This window comes from Klebsiella pneumoniae (assembly GCF_000742135.1).
Lineage (GTDB): Bacteria > Pseudomonadota > Gammaproteobacteria > Enterobacterales > Enterobacteriaceae > Klebsiella > Klebsiella pneumoniae.
The window spans coordinates 4,645,007-4,669,660 of sequence record NZ_KN046818.1 but is presented as its reverse complement, the minus strand read 5'-3'; the positions used below and the strand labels follow the sequence as shown (position 1 = coordinate 4,669,660).

General features: G+C 58.6%; 24 protein-coding genes. 20 read left to right on the top strand and 4 right to left on the bottom strand.

All coding sequences use genetic code 11. From position 1 onward, the window contains the following. Positions 1-18: 18 nt before the first annotated feature. The 11 genes from livH to ugpQ all read left to right on the top strand — a co-directional run bounded on the left by livH (position 19) and on the right by ugpQ (position 9,682). Positions 19-945, top strand: coding sequence for a high-affinity branched-chain amino acid ABC transporter permease LivH (gene livH, locus DR88_RS03835; RefSeq protein ID WP_002920807.1), 927 nt, complete (start codon positions 19-21; stop codon positions 943-945). Beyond that, entirely contained in the window at positions 942-2,219 is a 1,278-nt protein-coding gene (gene livM, locus DR88_RS03840; RefSeq protein ID WP_004174005.1) for a branched chain amino acid ABC transporter permease LivM, read from the top strand. The genes livH and livM overlap by 4 nt, the downstream gene beginning before the upstream one ends. After that, the gene (livG, locus tag DR88_RS03845; RefSeq protein WP_002920803.1) at positions 2,216-2,983 is read left to right on the top strand and encodes a high-affinity branched-chain amino acid ABC transporter ATP-binding protein LivG; all 768 of its coding nucleotides are present in this window, start codon (positions 2,216-2,218) and stop codon (positions 2,981-2,983) included. The genes livM and livG overlap by 4 nt, the downstream gene beginning before the upstream one ends. Before the next feature lies 1 nt (position 2,984). Further along, positions 2,985-3,698, top strand: a complete 714-nt coding sequence (livF, locus tag DR88_RS03850; protein WP_004145133.1) for a high-affinity branched-chain amino acid ABC transporter ATP-binding protein LivF — start codon at positions 2,985-2,987, stop codon at positions 3,696-3,698. A gap of 163 nt (positions 3,699-3,861) precedes the next feature. After that, a complete protein-coding gene (locus tag DR88_RS03855) occupies positions 3,862-4,083 on the top strand; it encodes a type II toxin-antitoxin system Phd/YefM family antitoxin (RefSeq protein WP_004174006.1) in 222 nt (73 codons plus the stop codon). Further along, entirely contained in the window at positions 4,080-4,448 is a 369-nt protein-coding gene (locus DR88_RS03860) for a type II toxin-antitoxin system death-on-curing family toxin (RefSeq protein ID WP_025861226.1), read from the top strand. The genes DR88_RS03855 and DR88_RS03860 overlap by 4 nt, the downstream gene beginning before the upstream one ends. A 272-nt stretch (positions 4,449-4,720) precedes the next feature. After that, positions 4,721-6,037, top strand: coding sequence for a sn-glycerol-3-phosphate ABC transporter substrate-binding protein UgpB (ugpB, locus tag DR88_RS03865; RefSeq protein ID WP_002920796.1), 1,317 nt, complete (start codon positions 4,721-4,723; stop codon positions 6,035-6,037). 106 nt (positions 6,038-6,143) lie between these two features. Continuing rightward, the gene (gene ugpA / locus DR88_RS03870) at positions 6,144-7,031 is read left to right on the top strand and encodes a sn-glycerol-3-phosphate ABC transporter permease UgpA (protein WP_002920792.1); all 888 of its coding nucleotides are present in this window, start codon (positions 6,144-6,146) and stop codon (positions 7,029-7,031) included. Further along, entirely contained in the window at positions 7,028-7,873 is an 846-nt protein-coding gene (gene ugpE, locus DR88_RS03875; protein ID WP_004145129.1) for a sn-glycerol-3-phosphate ABC transporter permease UgpE, read from the top strand. Before ugpA ends, ugpE begins: the two co-directional genes overlap by 4 nt. A gap of 1 nt (position 7,874) precedes the next feature. After that, positions 7,875-8,945, top strand: a complete 1,071-nt coding sequence (locus DR88_RS03880; RefSeq protein WP_004150074.1) for a sn-glycerol-3-phosphate import ATP-binding protein UgpC — start codon at positions 7,875-7,877, stop codon at positions 8,943-8,945. Further along, the gene (ugpQ, locus tag DR88_RS03885) at positions 8,942-9,682 is read left to right on the top strand and encodes a glycerophosphodiester phosphodiesterase (RefSeq protein ID WP_016531888.1); all 741 of its coding nucleotides are present in this window, start codon (positions 8,942-8,944) and stop codon (positions 9,680-9,682) included. The genes DR88_RS03880 and ugpQ overlap by 4 nt, the downstream gene beginning before the upstream one ends. A 23-nt stretch (positions 9,683-9,705) precedes the next feature. Here ugpQ and DR88_RS03890 read toward each other — a convergent pair whose 3' ends face one another. Next, a complete protein-coding gene (locus DR88_RS03890; protein ID WP_004150073.1) occupies positions 9,706-10,026 on the bottom strand; it encodes a DUF2756 family protein in 321 nt (106 codons plus the stop codon). Positions 10,027-10,149: 123 nt separating this feature from the next. Here DR88_RS03890 and ggt point away from each other — a divergent pair, with 123 nt between their 5' ends. Further along, on the top strand, positions 10,150-11,895 hold the full coding sequence (gene ggt / locus DR88_RS03895; RefSeq protein WP_004150072.1) for a gamma-glutamyltransferase: 1,746 nt from the start codon (positions 10,150-10,152) through the stop codon (positions 11,893-11,895). An 89-nt stretch (positions 11,896-11,984) separates the two neighbouring features. Here the strand turns inward: ggt and yhhY are convergent, their stop codons facing one another. Together yhhY and DR88_RS03905 are read right to left on the bottom strand one after the other, a co-directional pair. Then, a complete protein-coding gene (gene yhhY / locus DR88_RS03900) occupies positions 11,985-12,461 on the bottom strand; it encodes an N-acetyltransferase (RefSeq protein WP_025861230.1) in 477 nt (158 codons plus the stop codon). A gap of 239 nt (positions 12,462-12,700) precedes the next feature. After that, positions 12,701-13,354 carry a bactofilin family protein gene (locus tag DR88_RS03905; protein ID WP_015959101.1) on the bottom strand — a complete coding sequence of 218 codons (654 nt, stop codon included), beginning with the start codon at positions 13,352-13,354 and terminating at the stop codon, positions 12,701-12,703. A gap of 264 nt (positions 13,355-13,618) precedes the next feature. Between DR88_RS03905 and DR88_RS03910 the strand changes: the two genes are divergently transcribed. The 5 genes from DR88_RS03910 (at position 13,619) to gntU (ending at position 18,633) form a co-directional block, all read left to right on the top strand. After that, a complete protein-coding gene (locus DR88_RS03910; protein WP_025861234.1) occupies positions 13,619-14,656 on the top strand; it encodes an oxidoreductase in 1,038 nt (345 codons plus the stop codon). 121 nt (positions 14,657-14,777) lie between these two features. Next, the gene (locus DR88_RS03915) at positions 14,778-15,473 is read left to right on the top strand and encodes a pirin family protein (RefSeq protein ID WP_002920779.1); all 696 of its coding nucleotides are present in this window, start codon (positions 14,778-14,780) and stop codon (positions 15,471-15,473) included. 113 nt (positions 15,474-15,586) lie between these two features. After that, positions 15,587-16,582, top strand: coding sequence for a gluconate operon transcriptional repressor GntR (gene gntR, locus DR88_RS03920; protein WP_002920777.1), 996 nt, complete (start codon positions 15,587-15,589; stop codon positions 16,580-16,582). 180 nt (positions 16,583-16,762) lie between these two features. Beyond that, positions 16,763-17,293 (top strand): gluconokinase, encoded by a 531-nt coding sequence (gene gntK, locus DR88_RS03925; protein ID WP_002920775.1) that lies wholly within the window; start codon positions 16,763-16,765, stop codon positions 17,291-17,293. After that, on the top strand, positions 17,293-18,633 hold the full coding sequence (gene gntU, locus DR88_RS03930) for a gluconate transporter (protein WP_002920773.1): 1,341 nt from the start codon (positions 17,293-17,295) through the stop codon (positions 18,631-18,633). The genes gntK and gntU overlap by 1 nt, the downstream gene beginning before the upstream one ends. Here gntU and DR88_RS0126665 read toward each other — a convergent pair. After that, entirely contained in the window at positions 18,630-18,992 is a 363-nt protein-coding gene (locus tag DR88_RS0126665; RefSeq protein ID WP_025861237.1) for a hypothetical protein, read from the bottom strand. The two genes, gntU and DR88_RS0126665, sit on opposite strands and share 4 nt — an antisense overlap. 103 nt (positions 18,993-19,095) lie before the next feature. Here DR88_RS0126665 and asd point away from each other — a divergent pair, with 103 nt between their 5' ends. From asd to glgX, 3 genes are all read left to right on the top strand, one after another. Beyond that, positions 19,096-20,202, top strand: coding sequence for an aspartate-semialdehyde dehydrogenase (gene asd / locus DR88_RS03935; protein ID WP_002920570.1), 1,107 nt, complete (start codon positions 19,096-19,098; stop codon positions 20,200-20,202). A 238-nt stretch (positions 20,203-20,440) separates the two neighbouring features. After that, positions 20,441-22,627, top strand: a complete 2,187-nt coding sequence (glgB, locus tag DR88_RS03940; protein ID WP_004150069.1) for a 1,4-alpha-glucan branching enzyme — start codon at positions 20,441-20,443, stop codon at positions 22,625-22,627. Next, positions 22,624-24,600, top strand: coding sequence for a glycogen debranching protein GlgX (gene glgX / locus DR88_RS03945; protein ID WP_004150068.1), 1,977 nt, complete (start codon positions 22,624-22,626; stop codon positions 24,598-24,600). Before glgB ends, glgX begins: the two co-directional genes overlap by 4 nt. Positions 24,601-24,654: the final 54 nt, after the last annotated feature.

Genomic DNA, 24,654 nt, shown 5'->3' with positions numbered 1-24,654 from the left:
TTTGAAAAAGGTTACCTTATGTCCGAGCAGTTTCTCTATTTTCTGCAGCAGATGTTTAACGGCGTCACGCTGGGCAGTACCTATGCGTTGATCGCCATCGGCTATACGATGGTGTACGGCATTATCGGCATGATCAACTTCGCCCACGGCGAGGTCTATATGATTGGCAGCTATGTCTCCTTCATGATCATCGCCGCGCTGATGATGATGGGCATTGACACTAGCTGGCTGCTGGTCGCCGCCGGATTCGTGGGCGCCATTGTGATTGCCAGCGCCTACGGCTGGAGCATTGAGCGCGTGGCCTATCGGCCGGTGCGTAACTCCAAGCGCCTGATTGCGCTGATCTCCGCCATCGGGATGTCTATCTTCCTGCAGAACTACGTCAGCCTGACCCAGGGCTCCCGCGACGTGGCGCTGCCGAGCTTGTTTAACGGCCAGTGGGTCGTCGGCCACAGCGACAGCTTCTCCGCGACAATCACCACCATGCAACTGGTGATCTGGGTGGTGACCTTTATCGCCATGCTGGCCCTGACGCTGTTTATTCGCTACTCGCGGATGGGGCGCGCCTGCCGCGCCTGCGCGGAAGATCTGAAAATGGCCAGCCTGCTCGGGATTAACACCGACCGCGTCATTGCCCTGACCTTTGTCATCGGCGCAGCGATGGCGGCGGTGGCCGGCGTGCTGCTGGGGCAGTTCTACGGCGTGATTAACCCCTACATCGGCTTTATGGCCGGGATGAAGGCGTTCACCGCCGCCGTGCTCGGCGGGATCGGCAGTATCCCTGGCGCGATGATCGGCGGCCTGATCCTGGGTATTGCCGAGGCGCTCTCTTCCGCCTATCTCAGCACCGAATATAAGGACGTCGTTTCCTTCGCGCTGCTGATTCTGGTGCTGTTAGTGATGCCGACCGGCATTCTGGGCCGCCCGGAGGTGGAAAAAGTATGAAACCGATGCAAATTGCAATGGCGCTGCTCTCTGCCGTGATGTTCTTCATTCTGGCGGGCGTCTTTATGGGCGTGCAGCTGGAGCTGAACGGCACCAAACTGGTGGTCGATACCGCCGCCGATATTCGCTGGCAGTGGATCTTCATCGGTACCGCGGTGGTCTTTTTCTTCCAGCTGCTGCGGCCGCTGTTCCAGAAAGCGGTTAAGAACGTCTCCGGGCCGAAGTTTATTATGCCGGCGATTGACGGGTCGACGGTGAAGCAGAAGCTGTTCCTGATAGCCCTGCTGGTGATTGCCGTGGCCTGGCCGTTTATGGTGTCGCGCGGCACGGTGGATATCGCCACCCTGACGATGATCTATATCATCCTCGGCCTCGGGTTGAACGTGGTGGTCGGCCTTTCCGGCCTGCTGGTGCTGGGCTACGGCGGGTTCTATGCCATCGGCGCGTATACCTTTGCGCTGCTGAACCACTATTACGGTCTCGGCTTCTGGACCTGTCTCCCGCTGGCCGGCCTGGTCTCCGCGGCGGCCGGTTTCCTGCTGGGCTTCCCGGTGTTGCGTTTGCGCGGCGACTACCTGGCGATTGTGACCTTAGGCTTCGGCGAGATCGTGCGCATTCTGCTGCTCAACAATACCGAGATCACCGGCGGGCCGAACGGCATCAGCCAGATCCCGAAACCGACCTTCTTTGGCCTCGAATTTAGCCGCAGCGCCCGCGAAGGCGGCTGGGATACCTTCAGCAACTTCTTCGGCGTCAAATACGATCCCTCCGACCGGGTGATTTTCCTCTACCTGGTGGCGTTGCTGCTGGTAGTGCTCAGCCTGTTCGTCATCAACCGCCTGCTGCGAATGCCGCTGGGCCGGGCGTGGGAAGCGCTGCGTGAAGATGAGATCGCCTGTCGTTCGCTGGGCCTGAGCCCGACGCGCATCAAGCTGACCGCCTTTACCATCAGCGCCGCGTTTGCTGGCTTCGCCGGCACGCTGTTCGCCGCGCGCCAGGGCTTCGTCAGCCCGGAATCCTTTACCTTCGCCGAGTCAGCCTTTGTGCTGGCGATCGTCGTGCTGGGCGGGATGGGCTCGCAGTTCGCGGTGATCCTCGCGGCTATTCTGCTGGTGGTCTCGCGCGAGTTGATGCGTGACTTCAACGAATACAGCATGTTAATGCTCGGCGGCCTGATGGTGCTGATGATGATCTGGCGTCCGCAGGGGCTTCTGCCAATGACGCGCGTGCAGTTGAAGCTGAAAAACGGTCAGGCGAAAGGAGAGCAGGCATGAGTCAGCCATTATTATCCGTTAGCGGCCTGATGATGCGTTTCGGCGGTCTGCTGGCCGTCAACAATGTGTCGCTGGAGCTCAGAGAGCGCGAGATCGTCTCGCTGATCGGCCCCAACGGCGCCGGGAAGACCACCGTCTTTAACTGCCTGACCGGTTTTTACAAGCCCACCGGTGGCACTATTCTGCTGCGCGACCAGCACCTGGAAGGGCTGCCGGGTCAGCAGATTGCGCGGATGGGCGTGGTGCGGACCTTCCAGCACGTGCGCCTGTTCCGCGAAATGACGGTGATTGAAAACCTGCTGGTGGCGCAGCATCAGCAGCTGAAAACCGGGCTCTTCTCCGGCCTGCTGAAAACGCCGGCCTTCCGTCGGGCGCAGAGCGAAGCGCTGGACAGGGCCGCCACCTGGCTGGAGCGTATCGGCCTGCTGGAGCATGCCAACCGTCAGGCCAGCAACCTGGCCTACGGCGACCAGCGTCGGCTGGAGATTGCCCGCTGCATGGTGACCCAGCCGGAAATTCTGATGCTCGATGAACCGGCGGCGGGGCTGAACCCGAAAGAGACCAAAGAGCTGGACGAGCTTATCGCCGAGCTGCGTAACCATCACAACACCACCATCCTGCTTATCGAACACGATATGAAGCTGGTGATGGGCATTTCCGATCGCATCTACGTCGTGAACCAGGGAACACCGCTGGCCAACGGGACGCCGGAAGAGATTCGTAATAACCCGGATGTGATCCGCGCATACCTTGGTGAGGCATAAGATGGAAAACGCGATGTTAACTTTTGACAACGTCAGCGCCCACTACGGCAAGATTCAGGCGCTGCACAACGTCAGCCTGCATATCAAACAGGGCGAGATCGTCACGCTTATCGGCGCCAACGGCGCGGGGAAAACCACCCTACTTGGTACGCTGTGCGGCGACCCGCGCGCCTCCAGCGGGCGCATTGTCTTTGACGGTAAGGATATTACCGACTGGCAAACCGCGAAGATCATGCGCGAGGCGGTGGCGATCGTTCCGGAAGGGCGGCGCGTCTTTTCGCGTATGACGGTGGAAGAGAACCTGGCGATGGGCGGTTTTTTTGCCGACCGCGATCAGTTCCAGACCCGCATCAAATGGGTGTATGAGCTGTTCCCGCGTCTGCATGAACGCCGTATTCAGCGCGCCGGCACCATGTCCGGCGGCGAGCAGCAGATGCTGGCGATCGGTCGCGCCCTGATGAGCCAACCGCGCCTGCTGCTGCTGGATGAACCGTCGCTGGGGCTGGCGCCGATTATCATTCAGCAGATTTTCGACACCATCGAGCAGCTGCGCGAGCAAGGGATGACGATCTTCCTGGTTGAGCAGAACGCCAACCAGGCGCTGAAGCTGGCCGACCGCGGCTATGTGCTGGAGAACGGCCACGTGGTGCTGGAGGACACCGGCGACGCGCTGTTGGCCAACGAGGCGGTGCGCAGCGCCTATCTCGGCGGTTAATTCATCGCAACCCGGCGTCGTTCACTTCGCCGGGTTGTAGCCCGGGCGAGGCGCTTGCGCCGACCCCGGGAGCCGATCGCACGAATACATTTAAAAGAGCCTGTTGGCTCTTTTTTTGTACATGTATGTTGTACAATAAAAGAGTACAGCTTTGGAGGTTTTTATGAGAACGGTTAACTATAGCGAAGCCCGGCAAAATCTGGCCGATGTGCTGGAAAGCGCAGTGACAGGTGTACCTGTGACCATTACCCGTCGTGGGCATAAATCTGCAGTCATCATTAGTGCAGAAGAGTTTGAACGCTACCAGGCGGCCAGAATGGATGATGAGTTCGCGGCTATCATGGCGGTTCATGGTGATGAGATCAGGGAGCTTGCGGATAAATGACGCTGCAGATTATCTCAGCGGAAGAGATAATACAGTTTCACGACAGGCTGCTCCGCGTCACGCCTGGCGTTGCCGGTATGCCCGATCCGGGGCGTGCCGAAGCGATAATGTATAGGGTGCTAAACAAAATTGAATATGAAGGTGTGACAGACGTGTGGCGACTCGCTGCGATGCATCTGCTGGCGATTTCTCGCGGTCATATATTTAATGATGGTATTAAGCGTACGGCACTGTTTATCACCCTGCTTTTTTTAAAGCGAAATGGAATTATATTGCCAGCGAATCCAGACTTCGTCGGCATGACCGTCGAGGCAGCAGCAGGGCAACTTACCCTGGAACAGATTGTCGCGCGTTTGCGCGGATGACGGTTAACTCGTTGCAACCCGGCGGCTTCGCCGGTTTGTAGCCCGGGCGAGGCGCTTGCGCCGACCCCGGGAGCCGACCGCACGAATATTATCCGTGTCTCAGCTCCCACTTTACTTCCCCCGTCCTTTCATCGGCTTGTCATCTCTCTGACCCGTTACTATCTTTTTTTTGTAATAAAAAAGTTATTTTTCTGTAATTCGAACATGTCATGTTACCCCGCGAGCATAAAACGCGTGAAATCGCGCATCCGGCACAACAAGAGAGATAACCGATGATATCGTTACGACATACAGCTTTAGGACTGGCGCTGAGCCTGGCTTTTGCCGGTCAGGCCCTGGCGGTTACCACCATCCCATTCTGGCACTCAATGGAAGGCGAGCTGGGTAAAGAAGTGGATTCTCTGGCGCAACGCTTTAACGCGGCCAATCCTGATTACAAAATCGTTCCGGTATACAAAGGCAACTACGAGCAGAGCCTGAGCGCCGGTATCGCCGCCTTCCGTACCGGCAACGCGCCGGCTATCCTGCAGGTGTATGAAGTCGGCACCGCCACCATGATGGCGTCAAAAGCCATTAAGCCGGTCTACCAGGTGTTTAGCGAGGCGGGCATCAAGTTTGATGAATCGCAGTTCGTACCGACGGTGGCCGGGTATTACACCGATTCGAAAACCGGCCATCTGCTCTCCCAGCCGTTTAACAGCTCTACCCCGGTGCTCTACTACAACAAAGACGCCTTCAAAAAAGCCGGCTTAGATCCGGATCAGCCGCCGAAGACCTGGCAGGATCTGGCGGCCTATACCGCGAAGCTGAAAGCCGCCGGGATGAAGTGCGGCTACGCCAGCGGCTGGCAGGGCTGGATCCAGATTGAAAACTTCAGCGCCTGGCACGGTCTGCCGGTGGCGACGAAGAATAACGGCTTCGACGGTACCGACGCGGTTCTTGAGTTCAACAAGCCGGAGCAGGTGAAGCATATCGCGCTGCTCGAAGAGATGAACAAGAAGGGCGATTTCAGCTACTTCGGGCGTAAAGACGAGTCTACCGAAAAGTTCTATAACGGCGACTGCGCCATTACCACTGCCTCGTCCGGATCGCTGGCCGATATCCGCCAGTACGCCAAATTTAACTACGGCGTCGGCATGATGCCTTACGATGCCGACGTGAAAGGCGCGCCGCAGAACGCCATCATCGGCGGGGCCAGCCTGTGGGTGATGCAGGGCAAAGACAAAGAGACCTACACCGGCGTGGCGAAGTTCCTCGACTTCCTGACCAAACCGGAAAACGCCGCCGAGTGGCACCAGAAAACCGGCTACCTGCCGATCACTACCGCGGCCTACGATCTGACGCGTCAGCAGGGCTTCTATGATAAGAACCCGGGCGCCGATATCGCTACCCGCCAGATGCTGAACAAGCCGCCGTTGCCGTTCACCAAAGGTCTGCGCCTGGGCAACATGCCGCAAATCCGCACCATCGTCGATGAAGAGCTGGAGAGCGTGTGGACCGGCAAGAAAACCCCGCAGCAGGCGCTGGATTCCGCCGTGCAGCGCGGGAACCAGCTGCTGCGTCGCTTCGAGCAAGCGACCAAATCGTAATCTGTAACTTGCCCGGTGGCGCTGCGCTTACCGGGCCTACGATGTGCCCTATGTAGGCCGGGTAAGGCGTAGCCGCCACCCGGCATTGTTCAGGAACCCAATCTCAATGTCATCATCCCGTCCGGTATTCCGCTCGCGCTGGCTGCCCTATGTGCTGGTCGCGCCGCAGCTGATTATCACGCTGATTTTCTTTATCTGGCCCGCAGGCGAAGCGCTGTGGTACTCGCTGCAGAGCGTCGATCCCTTTGGCCTTTCCAGCCAGTTCGTCGGCCTGGATAACTTCGTTGCGCTGTTCCACGATCCGTACTACCTGGACTCGTTCTGGACCACCATAAAATTCAGCGCCCTGGTGACCGTCAGCGGCCTGCTCATTTCACTGTTTTTCGCCGCGCTGGTCGACTATGTGGTGCGCGGCAGCCGCTTTTATCAAACGCTGATGCTGCTGCCGTACGCCGTGGCCCCCGCCGTCGCGGCGGTGCTGTGGATCTTCCTCTTTAACCCCGGGCGCGGGCTGATCACCCATTTCCTCGGCGAGCTGGGCTATGACTGGAACCATGCGCAGAACAGCGGCCAGGCGATGTTTCTGGTGGTCTTCGCCTCGGTGTGGAAGCAGATAAGCTACAACTTCCTGTTCTTCTTCGCCGCGCTGCAGTCGATTCCGCGTTCGCTGGTTGAGGCCGCCGCCATCGACGGCGCCGGGCCGATTCGACGCTTCTTTAAGCTGGCGCTGCCGCTGATTGCGCCGGTGAGTTTCTTCCTGCTGGTGGTCAATCTGGTTTATGCCTTCTTCGACACCTTCCCGGTGATCGATGCCGCCACCGCCGGCGGCCCGGTGCAGGCTACCACCACTCTGATCTACAAAATCTATCGCGAAGGTTTCGCCGGGCTCGATCTATCCGCTTCCGCCGCGCAGTCGGTGGTGCTGATGTTCCTCGTCATTATCCTGACGGTGGTGCAGTTCCGTTACGTTGAAAGTAAGGTGCGTTACCAATGATTGAGAACCGTCGCGGGCTGACGATTTTTAGCCACACCATGCTGATCCTGGGTATCGCCGTCATTTTATTCCCGCTGTACGTCGCCTTCGTGGCGGCGACGCTGGATAACAAATCGGTATTTGAAACGCCGATGACGCTGATCCCCGGCGGACATCTGCTGGAGAACATGAAGACCATCTGGGTGAACGGCGTCGGCGTCAACAGCGCGCCGTTCTGGCTGATGATGCTCAACAGTTTCATCATGGCGTTCGCCATTACGGTCGGCAAAATCGTGGTGTCGATGCTTTCGGCGTTCGCTATCGTCTGGTTCCGCTTTCCGCTGCGTAACCTGTTCTTCTGGATGATCTTTATCACCCTGATGCTGCCGGTCGAGGTGCGTATTTTCCCGACGGTGGAGGTGATCGCCAACCTCAACATGCTCGACAGCTATGCCGGGTTAACGCTGCCGTTGATGGCTTCGGCCACCGCTACCTTCCTGTTCCGCCAGTTCTTTATGACCCTGCCGGACGAGCTGATTGAAGCGGCGCGTATCGATGGCGCTTCGCCGATGCGCTTCTTTCGCGACATCGTGCTGCCGCTGTCGAAAACCAACCTCGCCGCGCTGTTCGTCATCACCTTTATCTACGGCTGGAACCAGTATCTGTGGCCGTTGCTGATTATTCAGGATGTGAATCTTGGCACCGCCGTCGCCGGTATTAAAGGCATGATCGCCACCGGCGAAGGTACTACCCAGTGGAATCAGGTGATGGCGGCGATGCTGCTGACCCTGATCCCGCCGGTCGTCATCGTTTTAGCCATGCAGCGCGCGTTTGTGCGCGGCCTGGTCGATAGTGAGAAATAAAATGGCTGGTTTAAAACTACAGGCAGTAAGCAAAAGCTGGGATGGCAAAACCCAGGTAATTCAACCGCTGACGCTGGACGTGGCGGACGGGGAATTTATCGTTATGGTCGGCCCGTCGGGCTGCGGGAAATCAACGCTGCTGCGGATGGTCGCGGGACTTGAACGGGTGACCAGCGGCGATATCTGGATCGATCGTAAACGGGTGACCGAGATGGAGCCGAAAGATCGCGGCATCGCGATGGTGTTCCAGAACTATGCCCTTTATCCGCATATGAGCGTGGAAGAGAACATGGCGTGGGGGCTGAAGATTCGCGGCATGGGTAAGGGATTGATCGCCGAGCGGGTGCAGGAGGCGGCGCGCATTCTTGAGCTGGATGGTCTGCTCAAGCGCCGCCCGCGGGAACTGTCCGGCGGCCAGCGCCAGCGCGTGGCGATGGGCCGCGCCATCGTGCGTGACCCGGCGGTATTCCTCTTCGACGAACCGTTGTCAAACCTCGACGCCAAGCTGCGCGTGCAGATGCGTCTGGAATTGCAGCAGCTGCATCGCCGCCTGAAAACCACCTCGCTGTACGTCACCCATGACCAGGTGGAGGCGATGACCCTCGCCCAGCGGGTGATGGTGATGAACAAAGGCGTTGCCGAGCAGATCGGCACCCCGGTGGAAGTGTACGAGAAGCCAGCCAGCCGCTTTGTGGCGAGCTTTATCGGCAGCCCGGCCATGAACCTGCTGGAAGGGCGCATCAGCGATGACGGCGGTCGCTTTGAGCTGGCGGGCGGCATGCAGCTGCCGACGAATCATGAGCACCGGCGCCACGCTGGGCGTAAAATGACGCTCGGTATCCGTCCGGAGCATTTTATCTTAAGCTCGCAGGCGCAAGGTGGTATTCCGCTGCTGATGGACACCCTGGAAATTTTAGGTGCCGATAACCTCGCTCACGGGCGCTGGGGCGAACAGAAGCTGGTGGTCAGACTGCCGCACCAGCAGCGCCCGGCGGCAGGCAGCACGCTATGGCTGCATCTGCCTTTGGAACATCTGCACCTCTTTGATGGTGAAACAGGACAACGCGCATGAGTAACTGGCCTTATCCCCGCATCGTCGCCCATCGCGGCGGCGGTAAACTGGCGCCGGAGAACACCCTGGCGGCTATCGACGTCGGCGCCCGCTACGGGCACACGATGATTGAATTTGACGCCAAGCTGTCGAAGGACGGGCAGATCTTTCTGCTGCATGACGATAATCTCGAACGCACCAGCAATGGCTGGGGCGTGGCGGGAGAGCTGGCGTGGGACGATCTGCTGAAGGTCGATGCCGGCAGCTGGTTCAGCCGTGAATTTAAGGGCGAGCCGCTGCCGTTGCTCTCCCAGGTGGCGGAGCGCTGCCGTCGTCACGGCATGATGGCGAATATCGAAATTAAGCCGACCACCGGGCTGGGGCCGCAGACCGGCAGAGTGGTGGCGCTGGCCGCGCGCGATCTATGGCAAGGCATGACCGCGCCGCTGCTCTCCTCTTTTGAAATCGACGCCCTTGAGGCGGCGCAGGAAGCCGCGCCCGAGCTGCCGCGCGGGCTGCTGCTGGATGAGTGGCGCGATGACTGGCGCGAATTGACCACCCGGTTGGGCTGCGTGTCGATTCACCTCAATCACAAACTGCTGGATGCGGCGCGGGTGGCGAGCCTGAAACAGGCTGGCCTGCACATTCTGGTGTACACGGTCAATAAACCCCAGCGCGCCGCCGAACTGCTGCGCTGGGGCGTAGACTGCATCTGCACCGATGCCGTTGATGTCATCGGGCCGAATTTCCAGCCTTAAGACGGATTTGCGGCGGACGACCTTTACGGATTAGTCTGCCGCAGCATCCCACCGTTGTTATTTGGCCGCACCTGCTGCGGCGCATTCAGATTGCCGCCCTGGGCCGCGCGCTGCTGATTAGTCTGCAGCTGGTTTTGCAAATGCTGCTGCTGCGAGCGGGTCTGATTGTTCAGATCCTGCTTCAGCATGCTCTGCTGCTGCTGTTGCTGGATCTTCATCTCATTTTGCATGCGCTGCTGGCTGGGGACCACGTAACCCGGCTGGTTAGGGTTGTTATTAATATTGATCGGCTGGGCTAATACGCCAAGCGGCATCAGCGCCGCCAGAAACAGAATCGCTTTCATGGTTTTCTCCTCCCGTGCGTGGGATCACTTAAGTGTACCTCGAATCTGCCATAACAATGATTTTTTAGGAGTTATCAACCAGGCTTAAGCGGGGAATGAAACCTACCTTTCAGGAGTAAGACAATGATAAAAACAACAATATGGCGTCAGGTGGTCATCGCTGCGTTGCTGGCGGGGGGCAGCTTTACCGTCGCCGCCAATCCGCCACCGCCGCCGCCGGTCTCTTATGGCGTAGAGGAAGATGTGTTCCACCCGGTACGCGCCCGGCAGGGGATGGTGGCCTCGGTGGACGCGCTGGCGACCCGCGTCGGCGTGGATATCCTGCGCCAGGGCGGTAACGCTGTCGATGCGGCGGTAGCGGTAGGCTACGCGCTGGCGGTCACCCATCCGCAGGCCGGGAATATTGGCGGCGGCGGTTTTATGATGCTGCGGACTAAAGACGGCAAGACCACGGCGATCGATTTCCGCGAAATGGCGCCAGAGCAGGCCACCCGCGACATGTTCCTTGACGACCAGGGCAACCCGGACAGTAAAAAATCACTGACTTCGCATCTGGCCTCCGGCACGCCAGGCAGCGTCGCCGGTTTCTCCCTCGCGCTGGAAAAGTATGGCACCATGCCGTTGAACAAAGTGATCCGTCCGGCGATTAAGCTGGCGGAAGAGGGGTTTATCGTTAACGATGCGCTGGCGGACGATCTGAAGACCTACGGCAGCGAAGTGATCCCGCAGCATGAAAATAGTAAAGCGATCTTCTGGAAGAACGGCGAGCCGCTGAAGAAGGGCGATCGGCTGGTGCAGAAGAACCTCGGTAAGAGCCTGGAACTGATTGCCGAGCACGGCCCGGACGCCTTCTATAAAGGGGCCATCGCCGACCAGATCGCTGACGAGATGAAAAAGCACGGCGGGCTAATCACCAAAGCCGATCTCGCCGGCTATAAGGCTGTGGAGCGTACGCCGGTTAGCGGCGAGTATCGCGGGTATGAGGTTTACTCTATGCCGCCGCCGTCCTCCGGCGGGATCCATATCGTGCAGATCCTCAATATCCTCGAAAACTTCGATATGCAGAAATATGGCTTTGGCAGCGCCGACGCTATGCAGGTGATGGCGGAGGCAGAGAAACACGCCTACGCCGACCGCTCTGAATATCTCGGCGATCCTGACTTCGTCAACGTGCCGTGGCAGGCGCTGACCAGCAAGGCTTACGCCAAAGCGATCGCCGCCGAGATTGATGTCAACAAGGCGAAGCCTTCCAGCCAGATCCGTCCGGGCAAGCTGGCGCCCTATGAAAGCAACCAGACCACCCACTTCTCGGTGGTCGATAAAGACGGCAATGCGGTGGCGGTGACCTATACGCTGAATACCACCTTCGGTACCGGCATTGTGGCCGGTGATTCCGGCATTCTGCTCAATAACCAGATGGATGATTTCTCGGCGAAGCCCGGCGTGCCTAACGTCTATGGTCTGGTGGGCGGCGACGCCAATGCGGTGGAGCCGAAAAAACGCCCGCTGTCGTCAATGTCGCCGACCATTGTGGTGAAAGACGGCAAAACCTGGCTGGTAACCGGCAGCCCGGGCGGCAGTCGGATCATCACCACCGTACTGCAGATGGTGGTCAATACCATCGATTTCGGGATGAACGTCGCGGAAGCCACCAACGCGCCGCGTTTCCACCATCAATGGCTGCCGGATGAGCTGCGGGTGGAGAAAGGCTTTAGCCCGGATACCCTGAAGCTGCTGGAGGCGAAGGGGCAGAAAGTGGCGCTGAAAGAGGCGATGGGCAGTACCCAGAGCATTATGGTGGGGCCGGACGGCATGCTGTATGGCGCCTCCGATCCGCGTTCGCCGGATGATTTAACGGCGGGGTATTGATGTGTTGCCCGGTGGCGCTGCTGCGCTTACCGGGCCTACAACTGTGCGAACGCAGGCCGGGTAAGGCGAAGCCGCCACCCGGCAACACGCTACTTTATTCTCGCCATATAATACGCATCCACATACTCACCGTTGCGCAGCGCGTAACGCCTGCCGGTGCCTTCGATCTCAAAGCCGTACTTCTTATACACCGCAATCGCCGGGGCATTATCGGCGAACACCGTCAGCTCAATACGCTCGACGCGCAGCCAGTTGTCGCACAGGTCGATCATCTCGCGCATCAGCGCGCTGCCGATGCCGCAACCCTGATGGCCGGCGGCAACCGCCATGCCAAAGGTTGCGACGTGGCTGCGCCGAGGGCGCGGCTCAACATGGAGAGACAGATGTCCGGCGACCTGCTCGTCCAGTGTCGCCACCAGATGAAAGGTATGGGGTCTGGGCTGTAGCTTCTCCTGCCAGGCTTCCATCGATGGATAGGGGATCTGTAGCGTGTCATGATAGACCTCCGGGTGCGCCATCAGCATACGTAAAGGTTCAGCATCGCGCGGTTCGGCATGGCGTATCACTATGTCACTCATTCCCTTATCCTCTTTTTGGTTACTGATTCCCCTTCACAATCTCTGACGGCGGCCGGGGAGTCAATGTTGTTTTTTGCAAAAAAAAGTAGACAAGTGCGAATGAGAATGATTATTATTGTCCTGCATTCAGGGAGACCCTTGCGGAAAGCCTGAAAGCACGACATTGCTCACATTGCTTCCAGTATTACTTTAGCCAGCCGGGTGCTGGCTTTTTTTTTGCTGCTATCTCAGGCGCTCTGCGGCCTGACGGGCTCCGCGTCGGCTTTGGAGGGTGCGTCTGCTACCAGACCGAGAATATGACTTTTGTTCTCCGCGGCGGCCAGCAGTTCAGCGCGACCGCTAAAAACGCCGCCTTTCTTGATCGCCAGCGCGCGATAGGCGAGGGTACCCTCCAGATGGCCGTGCTCCTCGATGGTGATGCTGTCGCCATGACACTGGCCCTGCACCTTGCCGTCAATTATTAGCTCCCGGCAGCTGACGTTGCCCTCCACCTGGCCTTCACGCATTACCTTAATCAAATGCTCTTTGGCCTCAATGTTGCCGGTGACCTGACCGTGGATATAGACATGGCCGCTGGCGACTATATTGCCGACGAAATGCACCCCGCTGGCGATGACCGTAGTCTCGTGTTTTTTGCTGGCGACCGCTTCGGGTTCTGGGTTAATTGCCGGAGGCGTGGCTGCTTCAGATATCTGAGGTTCCGTTTTATTTTTCTTAATAAACATCGCGTTAATCTTGTTCCGTTGGCTATGGAGGAGGAAAGCGATAAGCGCGCAGGCGGCCGCCAGGCGCGCCAGCGCGCTTGCATCGACAGACCAGGCGATCAGCGCGAGAAGCCAGAAAAAAAGGGCGCCGTTTATGGCGAGATACTGTTTGTCCATCAGCAGCGGCTGGCTACTCCGTTAGTCATCAGCAACCTCCTGGTTTGCTCTCCACTTATCCGCAGTTTTGCCATGGCGATCAAGGTTTTTTGCCGAAAACTGTTGATCTAATCACTTATTAATCAATAAGTTATTAATAATTACGTATGAGTGATACTCGAACTATTTTCCTAACGAATCTTCACTGCAAGCGAACAGAGAGGATGAAGTGAGGGACCGGCTTGCGCTATGGTTGAAGGTAGCTCATTAACTAAGGACAGCGTTATGACTCTGCACTGCGCATTTATTGGCTTTGGTAAAAGCACCACCCGCTATCACCTTCCTTACGTTTTGCACCGCAAAGACCGCTGGCAGGTAGCGCACATTTACCGCCGCCGGGCGAAGCCCGAGGAGCAGGCGCCGCAGTATTCCCATATTCATTTCACCAGCGACCTTGATGAAGTATTAAACGATCCACTGGTCAAGCTGGTGGTGGTCTGCACTCACGCCGACAGCCATTTTGAATATGCGAAAAAGGCGCTGGAGGCAGGAAAAAACGTGCTGGTGGAAAAGCCGTTCACCCCGACGCTGGAGGAAGCAAAAACTCTGTTTGCCCTGGCGAACAGCAAAGGCCTGACGGTGACGCCCTATCAGAACCGCCGTTTCGACTCCTGCTTCCTGACCACCAAAAAGGTGATTGAGAGCGGGAAACTCGGCGAACTGGTGGAGATCGAAAGTCATTTTGATAACTACCGCCCACTGGCGGAGACCAACCCCGGCGGTCCGCAAAACGGCGAGTTCTATGGCCTTGGCGTGCATACCCTGGATCAGATCATTTCGCTGTTCGGCCGCCCGGACCATGTCTCTTACGATCTGCGCTCGCTGCGCAATAAAGCCAACCCGGATGACACCTTTGAAGCCCAGCTGTTCTACGGCGATATGAAGGCCATCGTTAAGACCAGCCATCTGGTGCAGATCGATTACCCGAAATTTATCGTTCACGGGCACAAAGGTTCGTTTGTGAAGTACGGCATTGACCAGCAGGAGACCAGCCTGAAGGCCAATGTCATGCCGGGCGAGCCGGGATTTGGCGCGGACGACAGCGTTGGCGAGCTGGTGTATGTCAACGAGGCAGGGGAGATGGTGCGCGAAGCTGTGCCGCTGGAGAGCGGCGATTATGGTCGGGTGTACGACGCGCTGTACGACACCCTCGTCAACAGCCAGCCGAATTACGTCAAGGAAACTGACGTTCTCACCAATATGGAGATCCTGCAGCGCGGCTTTGAGCAGCCTTCACCGGCCACCATTACCCTTACCCGATAAGTCAAATTGGCTCCTCTGCGCTTGTTCATATTTTTTGAACAGAGGAGTCAATTTTCACCCTCTATGATCGCCGGCGAAATGGGTCCACACTGACTCCATCGACAACATACGGGGGTGCAACATGATCTATTTACGCAAAGCGAACGAACGTGGCCACGCTAACCATGGCTGGCTGGATTCCTGGCATACTTTCTCTTTCGCCAACTATTATGACCCGAACTTTATGGGCTTCTCGGCCCTGCGGGTGATTAACGACGACGTCATCGACGCCGGTCAGGGCTTCGGTACCCACCCGCACAAAGACATGGAGATCCTGACCTATGTGCTGGAAGGGGCGGTGGAGCACCAGGACAGCATGGGCAACAAAGAGCAGGTGCCGGCGGGCGAGTTCCAGATCATGAGCGCGGGTACCGGGGTGCGCCACTCTGAGTACAACCCGAGCAAAACCGATCGTCTGCGTCTGTATCAGATCTGGATTATTCCGGAAGAAACCGGCATTACCCCGCGCTACGAGCAGCGCCGCTTCGACGCCGCCCAGGGCAAACAGCTGGTACTGTCGCCAGATGCGCGAGATGGCTCGCTGAAGGTGTACCAGGATATGGAACTCTATCGCTGGGCGCTGCTGAAAGATGAGCAGTCGGTTCACCAGATTGCCGCGGAACGCCGCGTGTGGATCCAGGTGGTCAAAGGCGAAGTGACCATCAACGGTACCAAAGCCACCACCAGCGACGGTTTGGCCATCTGGGACGAGCAGGCGATTTCGGTTCATGCCGACAGCGATAGCGAGATCCTGCTGTTCGATCTGCCGCCGGTTTGATAGTTATCTGAGCCAGGTTAAATAAATTGCGCAGCCTTCCCTCATGTTAGGGAAGGTTGCGCTTTGTCCGTGATAAACTGAGAAAATGTTTCCCGTTGATCACAGTCAGGACGATGAAAAAGAAAAGACCCGTACTTCAGGATGTAGCCGATCTTGTCGGCGTGACCAAAATGACGGTCAGTCGCTATTTACGCAACCCGGAGCAGGTCTCCGAAGCGCTGCGTGGCAAGATTGCCGTTGCCCTCGATGAACTGGGTTATATTCCCAATCGCGCCCCTGACATTCTTTCCAACGCCACCAGCCGCGCCATCGGCGTGCTGCTGCCGTCGTTAACCAATCAGGTCTTTTCGGAAGTACTGCGCGGTATCGAAAGCGTCACCGACGCCTTCGGCTATCAAACCATGCTGGCGCACTACGGCTATAAGCCGGAAATGGAAGAGAAACGCCTCGAATCGATGCTCTCCTGGAACATTGATGGCCTGATCCTCACCGAACGCACCCATACGCCGCGCACCCTGAAGATGATCGAAGTCGCCGGCATTCCGGTGGTGGAGCTGATGGACAGCCGGTCGCCGTGTCTCGATATTGCCGTCGGGTTTGATAACTTTGAAGCCGCCCGGCAGATGACCGCGGCGATCATCGCCCGCGGCCACCGCCATGTCGCCTATCTGGGGGCGCGTCTTGATGAACGTACTATCATCAAACAGAAGGGGTACGAGCAGGCGATGCTTGACGCCGGGATGACGCCCTACAGCGTGATGGTGGAACAATCCTCGTCCTATTCTTCGGGGATTGAGCTGATGCGCCAGGCGCGCCGCGAATATCCGCAGCTCGACGGCATCTTCTGCACCAACGATGACCTCGCGGTCGGCGCGGCGTTCGAGTGCCAGCGTCTGGGGCTGAAGATCCCCGATGATATGGCGATCGCCGGGTTCCACGGCCATGATATCGGCCAGGTGATGGAGCCGCGGCTGGCCAGCGTCCTGACCCCGCGCGAGCGAATGGGGCGCATCGGCGCCGAACGGCTGCTGGCGCGCATTCGTGGTGAAGCGATTACCCCTAAGATGTTAGATTTAGGTTTCACATTGTCACCGGGCGGATCAATTTAAACTGACAAGTTTGAAGTAGATCACACATATTCACATCTGGCACGAATGGATATTGCTTCTCCACAGGTCCGGCATGACAATGTTACCGATAACAGTTACCCGTAACAATTAACCGATACGCCGCCTTCGCGCTGGATGAGTCAGCCCCGGCGCGGCGTACCAGTCCAGTGGGAGGACGCTTTGAGCACGACTAACCATGATCACCACGTCTATGTCCTGATGGGCGTTTCCGGCAGCGGAAAATCCGCTGTCGCCAGCGAAGTGGCGCATCAACTGCATGCCGCGTTTCTTGACGGCGACTTTCTCCATCCGCGCAGCAATATCACCAAGATGGCCTCCGGCGAGCCGCTCAACGATGACGACCGCACGCCGTGGCTGCAGGCGCTAAATGACGCCGCGTTCGCCATGCAGCGTACCAACAAGGTGTCGCTGATCGTCTGCTCGGCGCTGAAGAAGAGCTATCGCGACATTCTGCGCAAGGGCAACCCGAACCTCTCCTTCATCTACCTGAAAGGCGATTTCGACGTGATCGAAAGCCGTCTGAAGGCGCGTAAAGGGCACTTCTTTAAAACCCAAATGTTGGTGACGCAGTTTGAAACGCTGCAGGAACCAGGCGCCGACGAGAGCGATGTGCTTATCGTCGATATCGACCAGCCGCTGGAAGGCGTGGTGGCCAGCACCATCGAGGTGATCAACAAAGGCAGTCACTAGTGAGTACTTTAACGCTTGTTTTAACAGCAGTCGGCTCGGTATTGCTGCTGCTGTTTTTAGTCATGAAGGCGCGAATGCACGCCTTCGTGGCTTTGATGGTGGTTTCTATTGGCGCCGGTCTCTTCTCCGGCATGCCGCTGGATAAAATCGCGGCGACGATGGAGAAAGGGATGGGCGGTACGCTGGGCTTCCTGGCGATCGTCGTCGCGCTCGGCGCGATGTTCGGTAAGATCCTGCATGAAACGGGGGCGGTCGATCAGATTGCCGTCAAGATGCTCAAATCCTTTGGCCACAATCGCGCGCACTATGCGATTGGTCTCGCCGGTCTCATCTGCGCGCTGCCGCTGTTCTTCGAAGTGGCGATCGTACTGCTGATTAGCGTCGCCTTCTCGATGGCGCGCCATACCGGTACTAACCTCGTGAAGCTGGTGATCCCGCTGTTTGCCGGCGTTGCCGCCGCCGCGGCGTTTCTGTTGCCTGGACCGGCGCCGATGCTGCTGGCGTCGCAAATGCACGCCGACTTTGGCTGGATGATCCTGATTGGCCTGTGCGCGGCCATTCCGGGGATGATTATCGCCGGTCCGCTATGGGGCAACTTCATCAGCCGCTACGTCGAATTACATATTCCTGACGACGTCACGGAACCGCATCTCGGCGAAGGCAAGATGCCCTCCTTCGGCTTCAGCCTGGCGCTGATCCTGCTGCCGCTGGTGCTGGTTGGCCTGAAAACCATCGCCGCGCGCTTTGTGCCGGTGGGTTCCACTGCCTACGAATGGTTCGAGTTTATCGGCCACCCGTTCACCGCGATCCTGGTGGCCTGCCTGGTGGCGATTTACGGTCTGGCGGTACGTCAGGGAATGGCGAAAGACCGGGTGATGGAGATTTGCGGCCACGCGCTGCAGCCGGCCGGGATTATTCTGCTGGTGATCGGGGCTGGCGGCGTCTTCAAGCAGGTGCTGGTTGACTCAGGCGTTGGCCCGGCGCTTGGTGAAGCGCTGACCGGAATGGGGCTGCCGATCGCTATTACCTGCTTCGTACTGGCGGCGGCGGTGCGTATCATTCAGGGCTCTGCCACCGTGGCGTGCCTGACGGCGGTCGGCCTGGTGATGCCGGTGATTGAGCAGCTGAACTACAGCGGCGCGCAGATGGCGGCATTGTCTATCTGTATCGCCGGCGGCTCGATTGTGGTAAGCCACGTGAACGACGCCGGCTTCTGGCTGTTCGGTAAATTTACCGGCGCCAGTGAAGCCCAGACGCTGAAGACCTGGACCATGATGGAAACCATCCTTGGCACCACCGGGGCGATTGTCGGTATGATCGCCTTCCAGCTGCTGAGCTAAGCCCGCTCATCTCCCGCTCGCGGGAAATAAAAAGCCAGGGTAACGCTGCTTACCCTGGCTTCTTTGCAATAAACCGCCCTTTTTCCCTCTTTTCCTTGCCAGCTATTGGCCCTTATTAGCGCTACGACGATGCTCGTATCCCTCGTCATCCCTTGCTGTGACTGGGTTTGTCGCTTTTTTTTGGCAAGCAGAAAAGCACCAGATTTCACGCTTAATCCATAATCAGGATCAATAAAATAGCGACGGAAAATATTCCATTCCCCGGGGGATTTCCCCGATAATCGTTGCGCTTTTGACGACGACCAGCGACGGTGGACAATGTGCAGGATAAGTTGCTTTTCTGATTGTTCAGCAATCATTGATTAATTTCACTTGCGACTTTAGCTGCATTTTGTAAGGTGAGGGATAATCCAGTTGGAAACTGGCCAGGCACAAACAGCACACACCTCGCAGGAATACGTTATGAAAAATGTTGGTTTTATCGGCTGGCGCGGAATGGTCGGCTCTGTCCTCATGCAACGCATGGTTGAAGAGCGCGATTTCGACGCCATTCGCCCGGTGTTCTTCTCTACCTCCCAGCTGGGACAGCCAGCGCCGTCATTCGGCGGTAGCACCGGTGGCACGCTGCAGGATGCGTTCGATCTGGACGCGCTGAAGGCGCTGGACATTATTGTCACGTGCCAGGGCGGCGATTACACCAACGAGATTTACCCGAAGCTGCGCGCAAGCGGCTGGCAGGGTTACTGGATTGACGCGGCTTCTTCGCTGCGCATGAAGGACGATGCGATCATTATCCTCGACCCGGTTAACCAGGATGTGATCACCGCCGGCCTGAACAACGGCGTGAAAACCTTTGTCGGCGGCAACTGCACCGTCAGCCTGATGCTGATGTCCCTCGGCGGCCTGTTTGCTCAGGATCTGGTGGAGTGGGTCAGCGTGGCGACGTACCAGGCGGCTTCCGGCGGCGGCGCGCGTCATATGCGCGAGCTGCTGAGCCAGATGGGGCAACTGCATAATCATGTGGCCGCGGAGCTGGCGGACCCGGCTTCCGCCATCCTGGATATTGAGCGCAAAGTGACGTCGCTGACCCGCAGCGGCGAGCTGCCGGTCGATAACTTTGGCGTACCGCTGGCGGGCAGCCTGATCCCGTGGATCGACAAACAGCTGGATAACGGTCAGAGCCGCGAAGAGTGGAAAGGCCAGGCGGAGACCAACAAGATCCTCGCCACCTCGTCCGTTATCCCGGTAGACGGCCTCTGCGTTCGCGTTGGCGCGCTGCGCTGCCACAGCCAGGCGTTTACCATCAAGCTGAAGAAAGATGTTTCTATCCCGACCGTTGAGGAGCTGCTGGCCGCGCACAACCCGTGGGCCAAAGTGGTACCGAACGATCGTGAGATTACCATGCGCGAGCTGACCCCAGCCGCGGTGACGGGCACCCTGACCACCCCGGTAGGACGCCTGCGTAAACTGAATATGGGGCCGGAGTATCTATCGGCCTTTACCGTTGGCGACCAACTGCTGTGGGGCGCCGCGGAGCCGCTGCGCCGGATGCTTCGCCAGCTGGCGTAAGCCCAGGATGAACAGAAAGGGGGTCTTCAAGCCCCCTTTTTTTTTGCGTAATACAAGGAGTAAACGCGGATGTTAGATTTTTCCCCACGGAGGTAACTCAGCCTTGGCTATGCTTTAAGTAAGGAATTCCTTACCTGAAGGTGGGACGGAGCAGGAGGATGCTGAGAGCACTGCGCCGTTCAGGTCAAAAAAAGTCGCCAGTTACAGGAATGAGCGACACTTACAACAGGATGAAAGCATGTCTAATCATATTGATAGAGACGTGATTAATGCGCTAATCGCCGGTCATTTCGCGGATCCCTTTTCCGTGCTCGGCATGCACCGTACTGACGCCGGGCTGGAAGTGCGCGCATTATTACCCGATGCCACCGACGTGTGGGTTATTGAACCGAAAACCGGACGCAAAGTCGGCAAGCTCGAATGTCTCGACTCGCGTGGTTTCTTCAGCGGCGTCCTGCCGCGGCGTAAAAACGCTTTTCGCTATCAGCTGGCCGTCACCTGGCACGGGCAGCAGAATCTGATCGATGACCCTTATCGCTTTGGTCCGCTGTTGCAGGACCTTGACGTCTGGCTGCTGTCGGAAGGGACCCACCTGCGCCCTTACGAAACGCTGGGCGCGCACGCTGCCACCATGGACGGCGTCACCGGTACCCGTTTCTCGGTGTGGGCGCCGAACGCCCGCCGCGTATCGGTGGTGGGGCAGTTTAACTACTGGGATGGCCGTCGCCACCCGATGCGATTCCGCAAAGAGTCCGGGATCTGGGAGCTGTTCGTTCCCGGCGCGCACAATGGCCAGCTGTATAAATTCGAACTGATTGACGCCCACGGCAATCTGCGGGTCAAAGCCGACCCTTACGCCTTTGAGTCGCAAATGCGTCCGGAAAGCGCCTCGCTTATCTGCGACCTGCCGCCCAAAGTGGAACAGCCAGCGGACCGCAGAGCGGCGAACCAGTTTGATGCCCCGATCTCTATCTATGAAGTGCATCTCGGCTCCTGGCGCCGTCATACCGATAATAATTTCTGGCTGAGCTACCGCGAGCTGGCCGACCAGCTGGTGCCCTATGCGAAATGGATGGGCTTCACCCATCTCGAACTATTGCCGGTTAACGAGCACCCGTTCGACGGCAGCTGGGGCTATCAACCCACCGGGCTCTATGCGCCGACCCGCCGCTTCGGCACCCGCGACGATTTCCGTTACTTTATCAATGCCGCGCACGCCGCCGGGCTGAACGTCATTCTTGACTGGGTGCCCGGCCACTTCCCGGCGGATGATTTTGCCCTTGCCTCGTTTGACGGCACTTCGCTGTATGAGCACAGCGATCCGCGCGAGGGGTATCACCAGGACTGGAATACCCTGATCTACAACTACGGACGTCGGGAAGTCAGCAACTACCTGGTGGGTAACGCGCTGTACTGGATCGAACGCTTCGGCATCGATGCGCTGCGGGTCGACGCGGTGGCCTCGATGATCTATCGCGATTACAGCCGCAAGGCGGGAGAGTGGATCCCCAACGAATACGGCGGTCGGGAGAATCTGGAAGCTATTGAGTTTCTGCGCAACACCAATCGCATCCTTGGCGAACAGACGCCGGGCGCGGTCACCATGGCGGAAGAGTCCACCGATTTTGCCGGGGTGACCCGTCCGCCAGCCGGCGGCGGCCTCGGTTTCTGGTTCAAATGGAACCTTGGCTGGATGCACGACACCCTGGATTACATGAAGCTCGATCCGGTGCATCGCCGCTACCATCATGACAAAATGACCTTCGGCATGCTCTACAACTACACCGAGAATTTTGTGCTGCCGCTCTCCCACGATGAAGTGGTGCACGGCAAAAAATCGATTCTCGACCGCATGCCGGGCGATGCCTGGCAGAAGTTCGCCAACCTGCGCGCCTACTACGGCTGGCTGTTCGCCTTCCCGGGGAAAAAGCTGCTGTTTATGGGCAATGAGTTCGCTCAGGGCCGCGAGTGGAACCATGACGTTAGCCTCGACTGGCATCTGCTGGAGGGCGGCGACAACTGGCACCACGGCGTCCAGCGGCTGGTGCGCGACCTGAACCATACCTACCGTCATCATAAAGCGCTGCACGAGCTGGATTTTGACCCCTACGGCTTCGAATGGCTGGTGGTCGACGACCATGAGCGCTCGGTGTTTGTCTTTGTACGCCGTGACCGGGCGGGCAACGAGATTATCGTCGCCAGCAACTTCACGCCGGTGCCGCGCCACGACTACCGCTTCGGCATTAACCAGCCGGGCCGCTGGCGCGAGGCGCTAAATACCGACTCCATGCACTATCACGGCAGCAATCAGGGCAATGGCGGCGTGGTGGAAAGCGACGCTATCGCCAGTCATGGCCGCGAACATTCGCTATCGCTGACCCTGCCCCCGCTGGCGACGATCTGGCTGGTCCGGGAGGCGCAATGACCTCACTCGCGGCAGGCAAACCTGCGCCATTGGGCGCCAGCTATGACGGCAAGGGGGTGAATTTCGCCCTCTTCTCCGCCCATGCGGAGCGGGTGGAGCTGTGCGTATTCGACGAGCAGGGCAACGAGCAACGCTTCGATCTCCCGGCGCGCAGCGGCGACATCTGGCACGGCTGGCTGGTCGCCGCCGGGCCGGGCCTGCGCTACGGCTATCGGGTACATGGTCCCTGGGACCCGGCGCAGGGGCACCGCTTTAACCCGGCCAAGCTGTTGATCGATCCCAGCGCCCACCGGGTCGAGGGCGATCTGCCTGACGATGAGCGCCTGCACGGCGGCATGTGGCAGCCCGATCGCCGCGACAGCGCCGCGGTCGCGCCAAAATCGCAGGTGGTGGATCTGCGCTATGACTGGCGTGGCGATAAACCGCCGCGTACCCCATGGGGGGAAACGGTGATTTATGAAGCGCACGTGAAAGGGCTCACCTTGCTTAATCCGCAGCTACCGGAAGCCATTCGCGGAACCTATAAAGCGCTGGGCCACCCGGCGATGATCGCTTACTTCAAATCGCTGGGCATCAGCGCCCTTGAGCTGTTGCCGGTGGCGCAGTTCGCCAGCGAGCCGCGACTGCAGCGGATGGGGTTAAGCAACTACTGGGGCTACAACCCGTTGGCGTGGTTCGCGCTGGATCCGCGCTACGCCAGCGACCCGGATCGCGCCCTGGATGAGTTTCGCGATGCGGTTAAGGCGCTGCACGCCGCCGGTATCGAAGTGATTCTGGATATCGTGCTCAACCATAGTGCGGAAATCGATCTCGAAGGGCCCACCGTCTCCCTGCGCGGAATCGACAACCGTAGCTATTATTGGGTAAGGGAGGATGGCGATTATCACAACTGGACCGGGTGCGGTAATACGCTCAATCTTAGCCACCCCGGCGTGGTGGAGTGGGCGCGCCAGTGTTTGCGCTTTTGGGTGGATGAGTGCCATGTCGACGGCTTTCGCTTCGACCTCGCCTCAGTGATGGGGCGGACGCCGGAATTCCGCCAGGATGCGCCGCTGTTTGAGGCTATCCGCCGCGACAGCGTGCTGTCGCAGGTGAAACTGATTGCGGAACCCTGGGATATCGGCCCGGGCGGCTATCAGGTGGGTAATTTCCCACCGCTGTTCGCTGAATGGAATGACCATTTTCGCGATAGCGCCCGACGCTTCTGGCTACAGCAAAATGTCTCCCTGGGGGATTTTGCCCAACGTTTCGCGGCCTCCAGCGATCTCTTTGCCCGCGATGGCAAACCGCCATCGGCGACGGTCAACCTGGTGACGGCCCACGATGGCTTCACGCTGCGCGACTGCGTTTGTTTCAATCAGAAACACAATGAGGCAAACGGGGAGGAGAATCGCGATGGGACTAACAATAACTACAGCAACAATCATGGTATAGAAGGATTAGAAGCGAATTTTGCGGTGATTGAACGGCGGCGCGCCAGCGCGCATGCGCTGCTGACGACGCTGCTGCTGGCTCAGGGGACGCCAATGCTGCTGGCGGGCGATGAACAGGGCCACAGCCAGCACGGTAACAATAATGCTTACTGCCAGGACAACGCCCTGACGTGGCTGGACTGGCGCCAGGCGAACCCGGGATTAACCGCCTTTACCGCGGCGCTGATCCACCTGCGGCGCCGTATTCCGGCGCTCACCCGCAACCGCTGGTGGCAGGAGGGGGATGGCAACGTCCGCTGGCTTAATCGCAACGCCCAGCCCCTGACTGCCGCGGAGTGGCAGCAGGGGGCCGCGTGTATGCAGATCCAGTTGTCGGATCGCTGGCTGCTCACGCTGAACGCCACCGCAGAGGTGGTGGATATGGTTTTACCCGAGGGGGAATGGCGCGCCGTTCCTCCATTCGCCGGAGAGGATAATCCGGTCATCATGGCTGTCTGGCATGGGCCCGCGCACGGAGTGTGCGTATTTCAAAGGTCGTAAGCCCTGAAGCTTTCGGTTGGACCCGTGGCGGCGGCGCGGCGGGATGAGCTGGAA

Bases quoted from the DNA above. Each gene is read 5' to 3' on its own strand.
- livH (WP_002920807.1), top strand. From the start codon at position 19: ATGTCCGAGCAGTTTCTCTATTTTCTGCAGCAGATGTTTAACGGCGTC.
- livM (WP_004174005.1), top strand. From the start codon at position 942: ATGAAACCGATGCAAATTGCAATGGCGCTGCTCTCTGCCGTGATGTTC.
- livG (WP_002920803.1), top strand. From the start codon at position 2,216: ATGAGTCAGCCATTATTATCCGTTAGCGGCCTGATGATGCGTTTCGGC.
- livF (WP_004145133.1), top strand. From the start codon at position 2,985: ATGGAAAACGCGATGTTAACTTTTGACAACGTCAGCGCCCACTACGGC.
- DR88_RS03855 (WP_004174006.1), top strand. From the start codon at position 3,862: ATGAGAACGGTTAACTATAGCGAAGCCCGGCAAAATCTGGCCGATGTG.
- DR88_RS03860 (WP_025861226.1), top strand. From the start codon at position 4,080: ATGACGCTGCAGATTATCTCAGCGGAAGAGATAATACAGTTTCACGAC.
- ugpB (WP_002920796.1), top strand. From the start codon at position 4,721: ATGATATCGTTACGACATACAGCTTTAGGACTGGCGCTGAGCCTGGCT.
- ugpA (WP_002920792.1), top strand. From the start codon at position 6,144: ATGTCATCATCCCGTCCGGTATTCCGCTCGCGCTGGCTGCCCTATGTG.
- ugpE (WP_004145129.1), top strand. From the start codon at position 7,028: ATGATTGAGAACCGTCGCGGGCTGACGATTTTTAGCCACACCATGCTG.
- DR88_RS03880 (WP_004150074.1), top strand. From the start codon at position 7,875: ATGGCTGGTTTAAAACTACAGGCAGTAAGCAAAAGCTGGGATGGCAAA.
- ugpQ (WP_016531888.1), top strand. From the start codon at position 8,942: ATGAGTAACTGGCCTTATCCCCGCATCGTCGCCCATCGCGGCGGCGGT.
- DR88_RS03890 (WP_004150073.1), bottom strand. From the start codon at position 10,026: ATGAAAGCGATTCTGTTTCTGGCGGCGCTGATGCCGCTTGGCGTATTA.
- ggt (WP_004150072.1), top strand. From the start codon at position 10,150: ATGATAAAAACAACAATATGGCGTCAGGTGGTCATCGCTGCGTTGCTG.
- DR88_RS03905 (WP_015959101.1), bottom strand. From the start codon at position 13,354: ATGGACAAACAGTATCTCGCCATAAACGGCGCCCTTTTTTTCTGGCTT.
- DR88_RS03910 (WP_025861234.1), top strand. From the start codon at position 13,619: ATGACTCTGCACTGCGCATTTATTGGCTTTGGTAAAAGCACCACCCGC.
- DR88_RS03915 (WP_002920779.1), top strand. From the start codon at position 14,778: ATGATCTATTTACGCAAAGCGAACGAACGTGGCCACGCTAACCATGGC.
- gntR (WP_002920777.1), top strand. From the start codon at position 15,587: ATGAAAAAGAAAAGACCCGTACTTCAGGATGTAGCCGATCTTGTCGGC.
- DR88_RS0126665 (WP_025861237.1), bottom strand. From the start codon at position 18,992: ATGATTGCTGAACAATCAGAAAAGCAACTTATCCTGCACATTGTCCAC.
- asd (WP_002920570.1), top strand. From the start codon at position 19,096: ATGAAAAATGTTGGTTTTATCGGCTGGCGCGGAATGGTCGGCTCTGTC.
- glgB (WP_004150069.1), top strand. From the start codon at position 20,441: ATGTCTAATCATATTGATAGAGACGTGATTAATGCGCTAATCGCCGGT.
- glgX (WP_004150068.1), top strand. From the start codon at position 22,624: ATGACCTCACTCGCGGCAGGCAAACCTGCGCCATTGGGCGCCAGCTAT.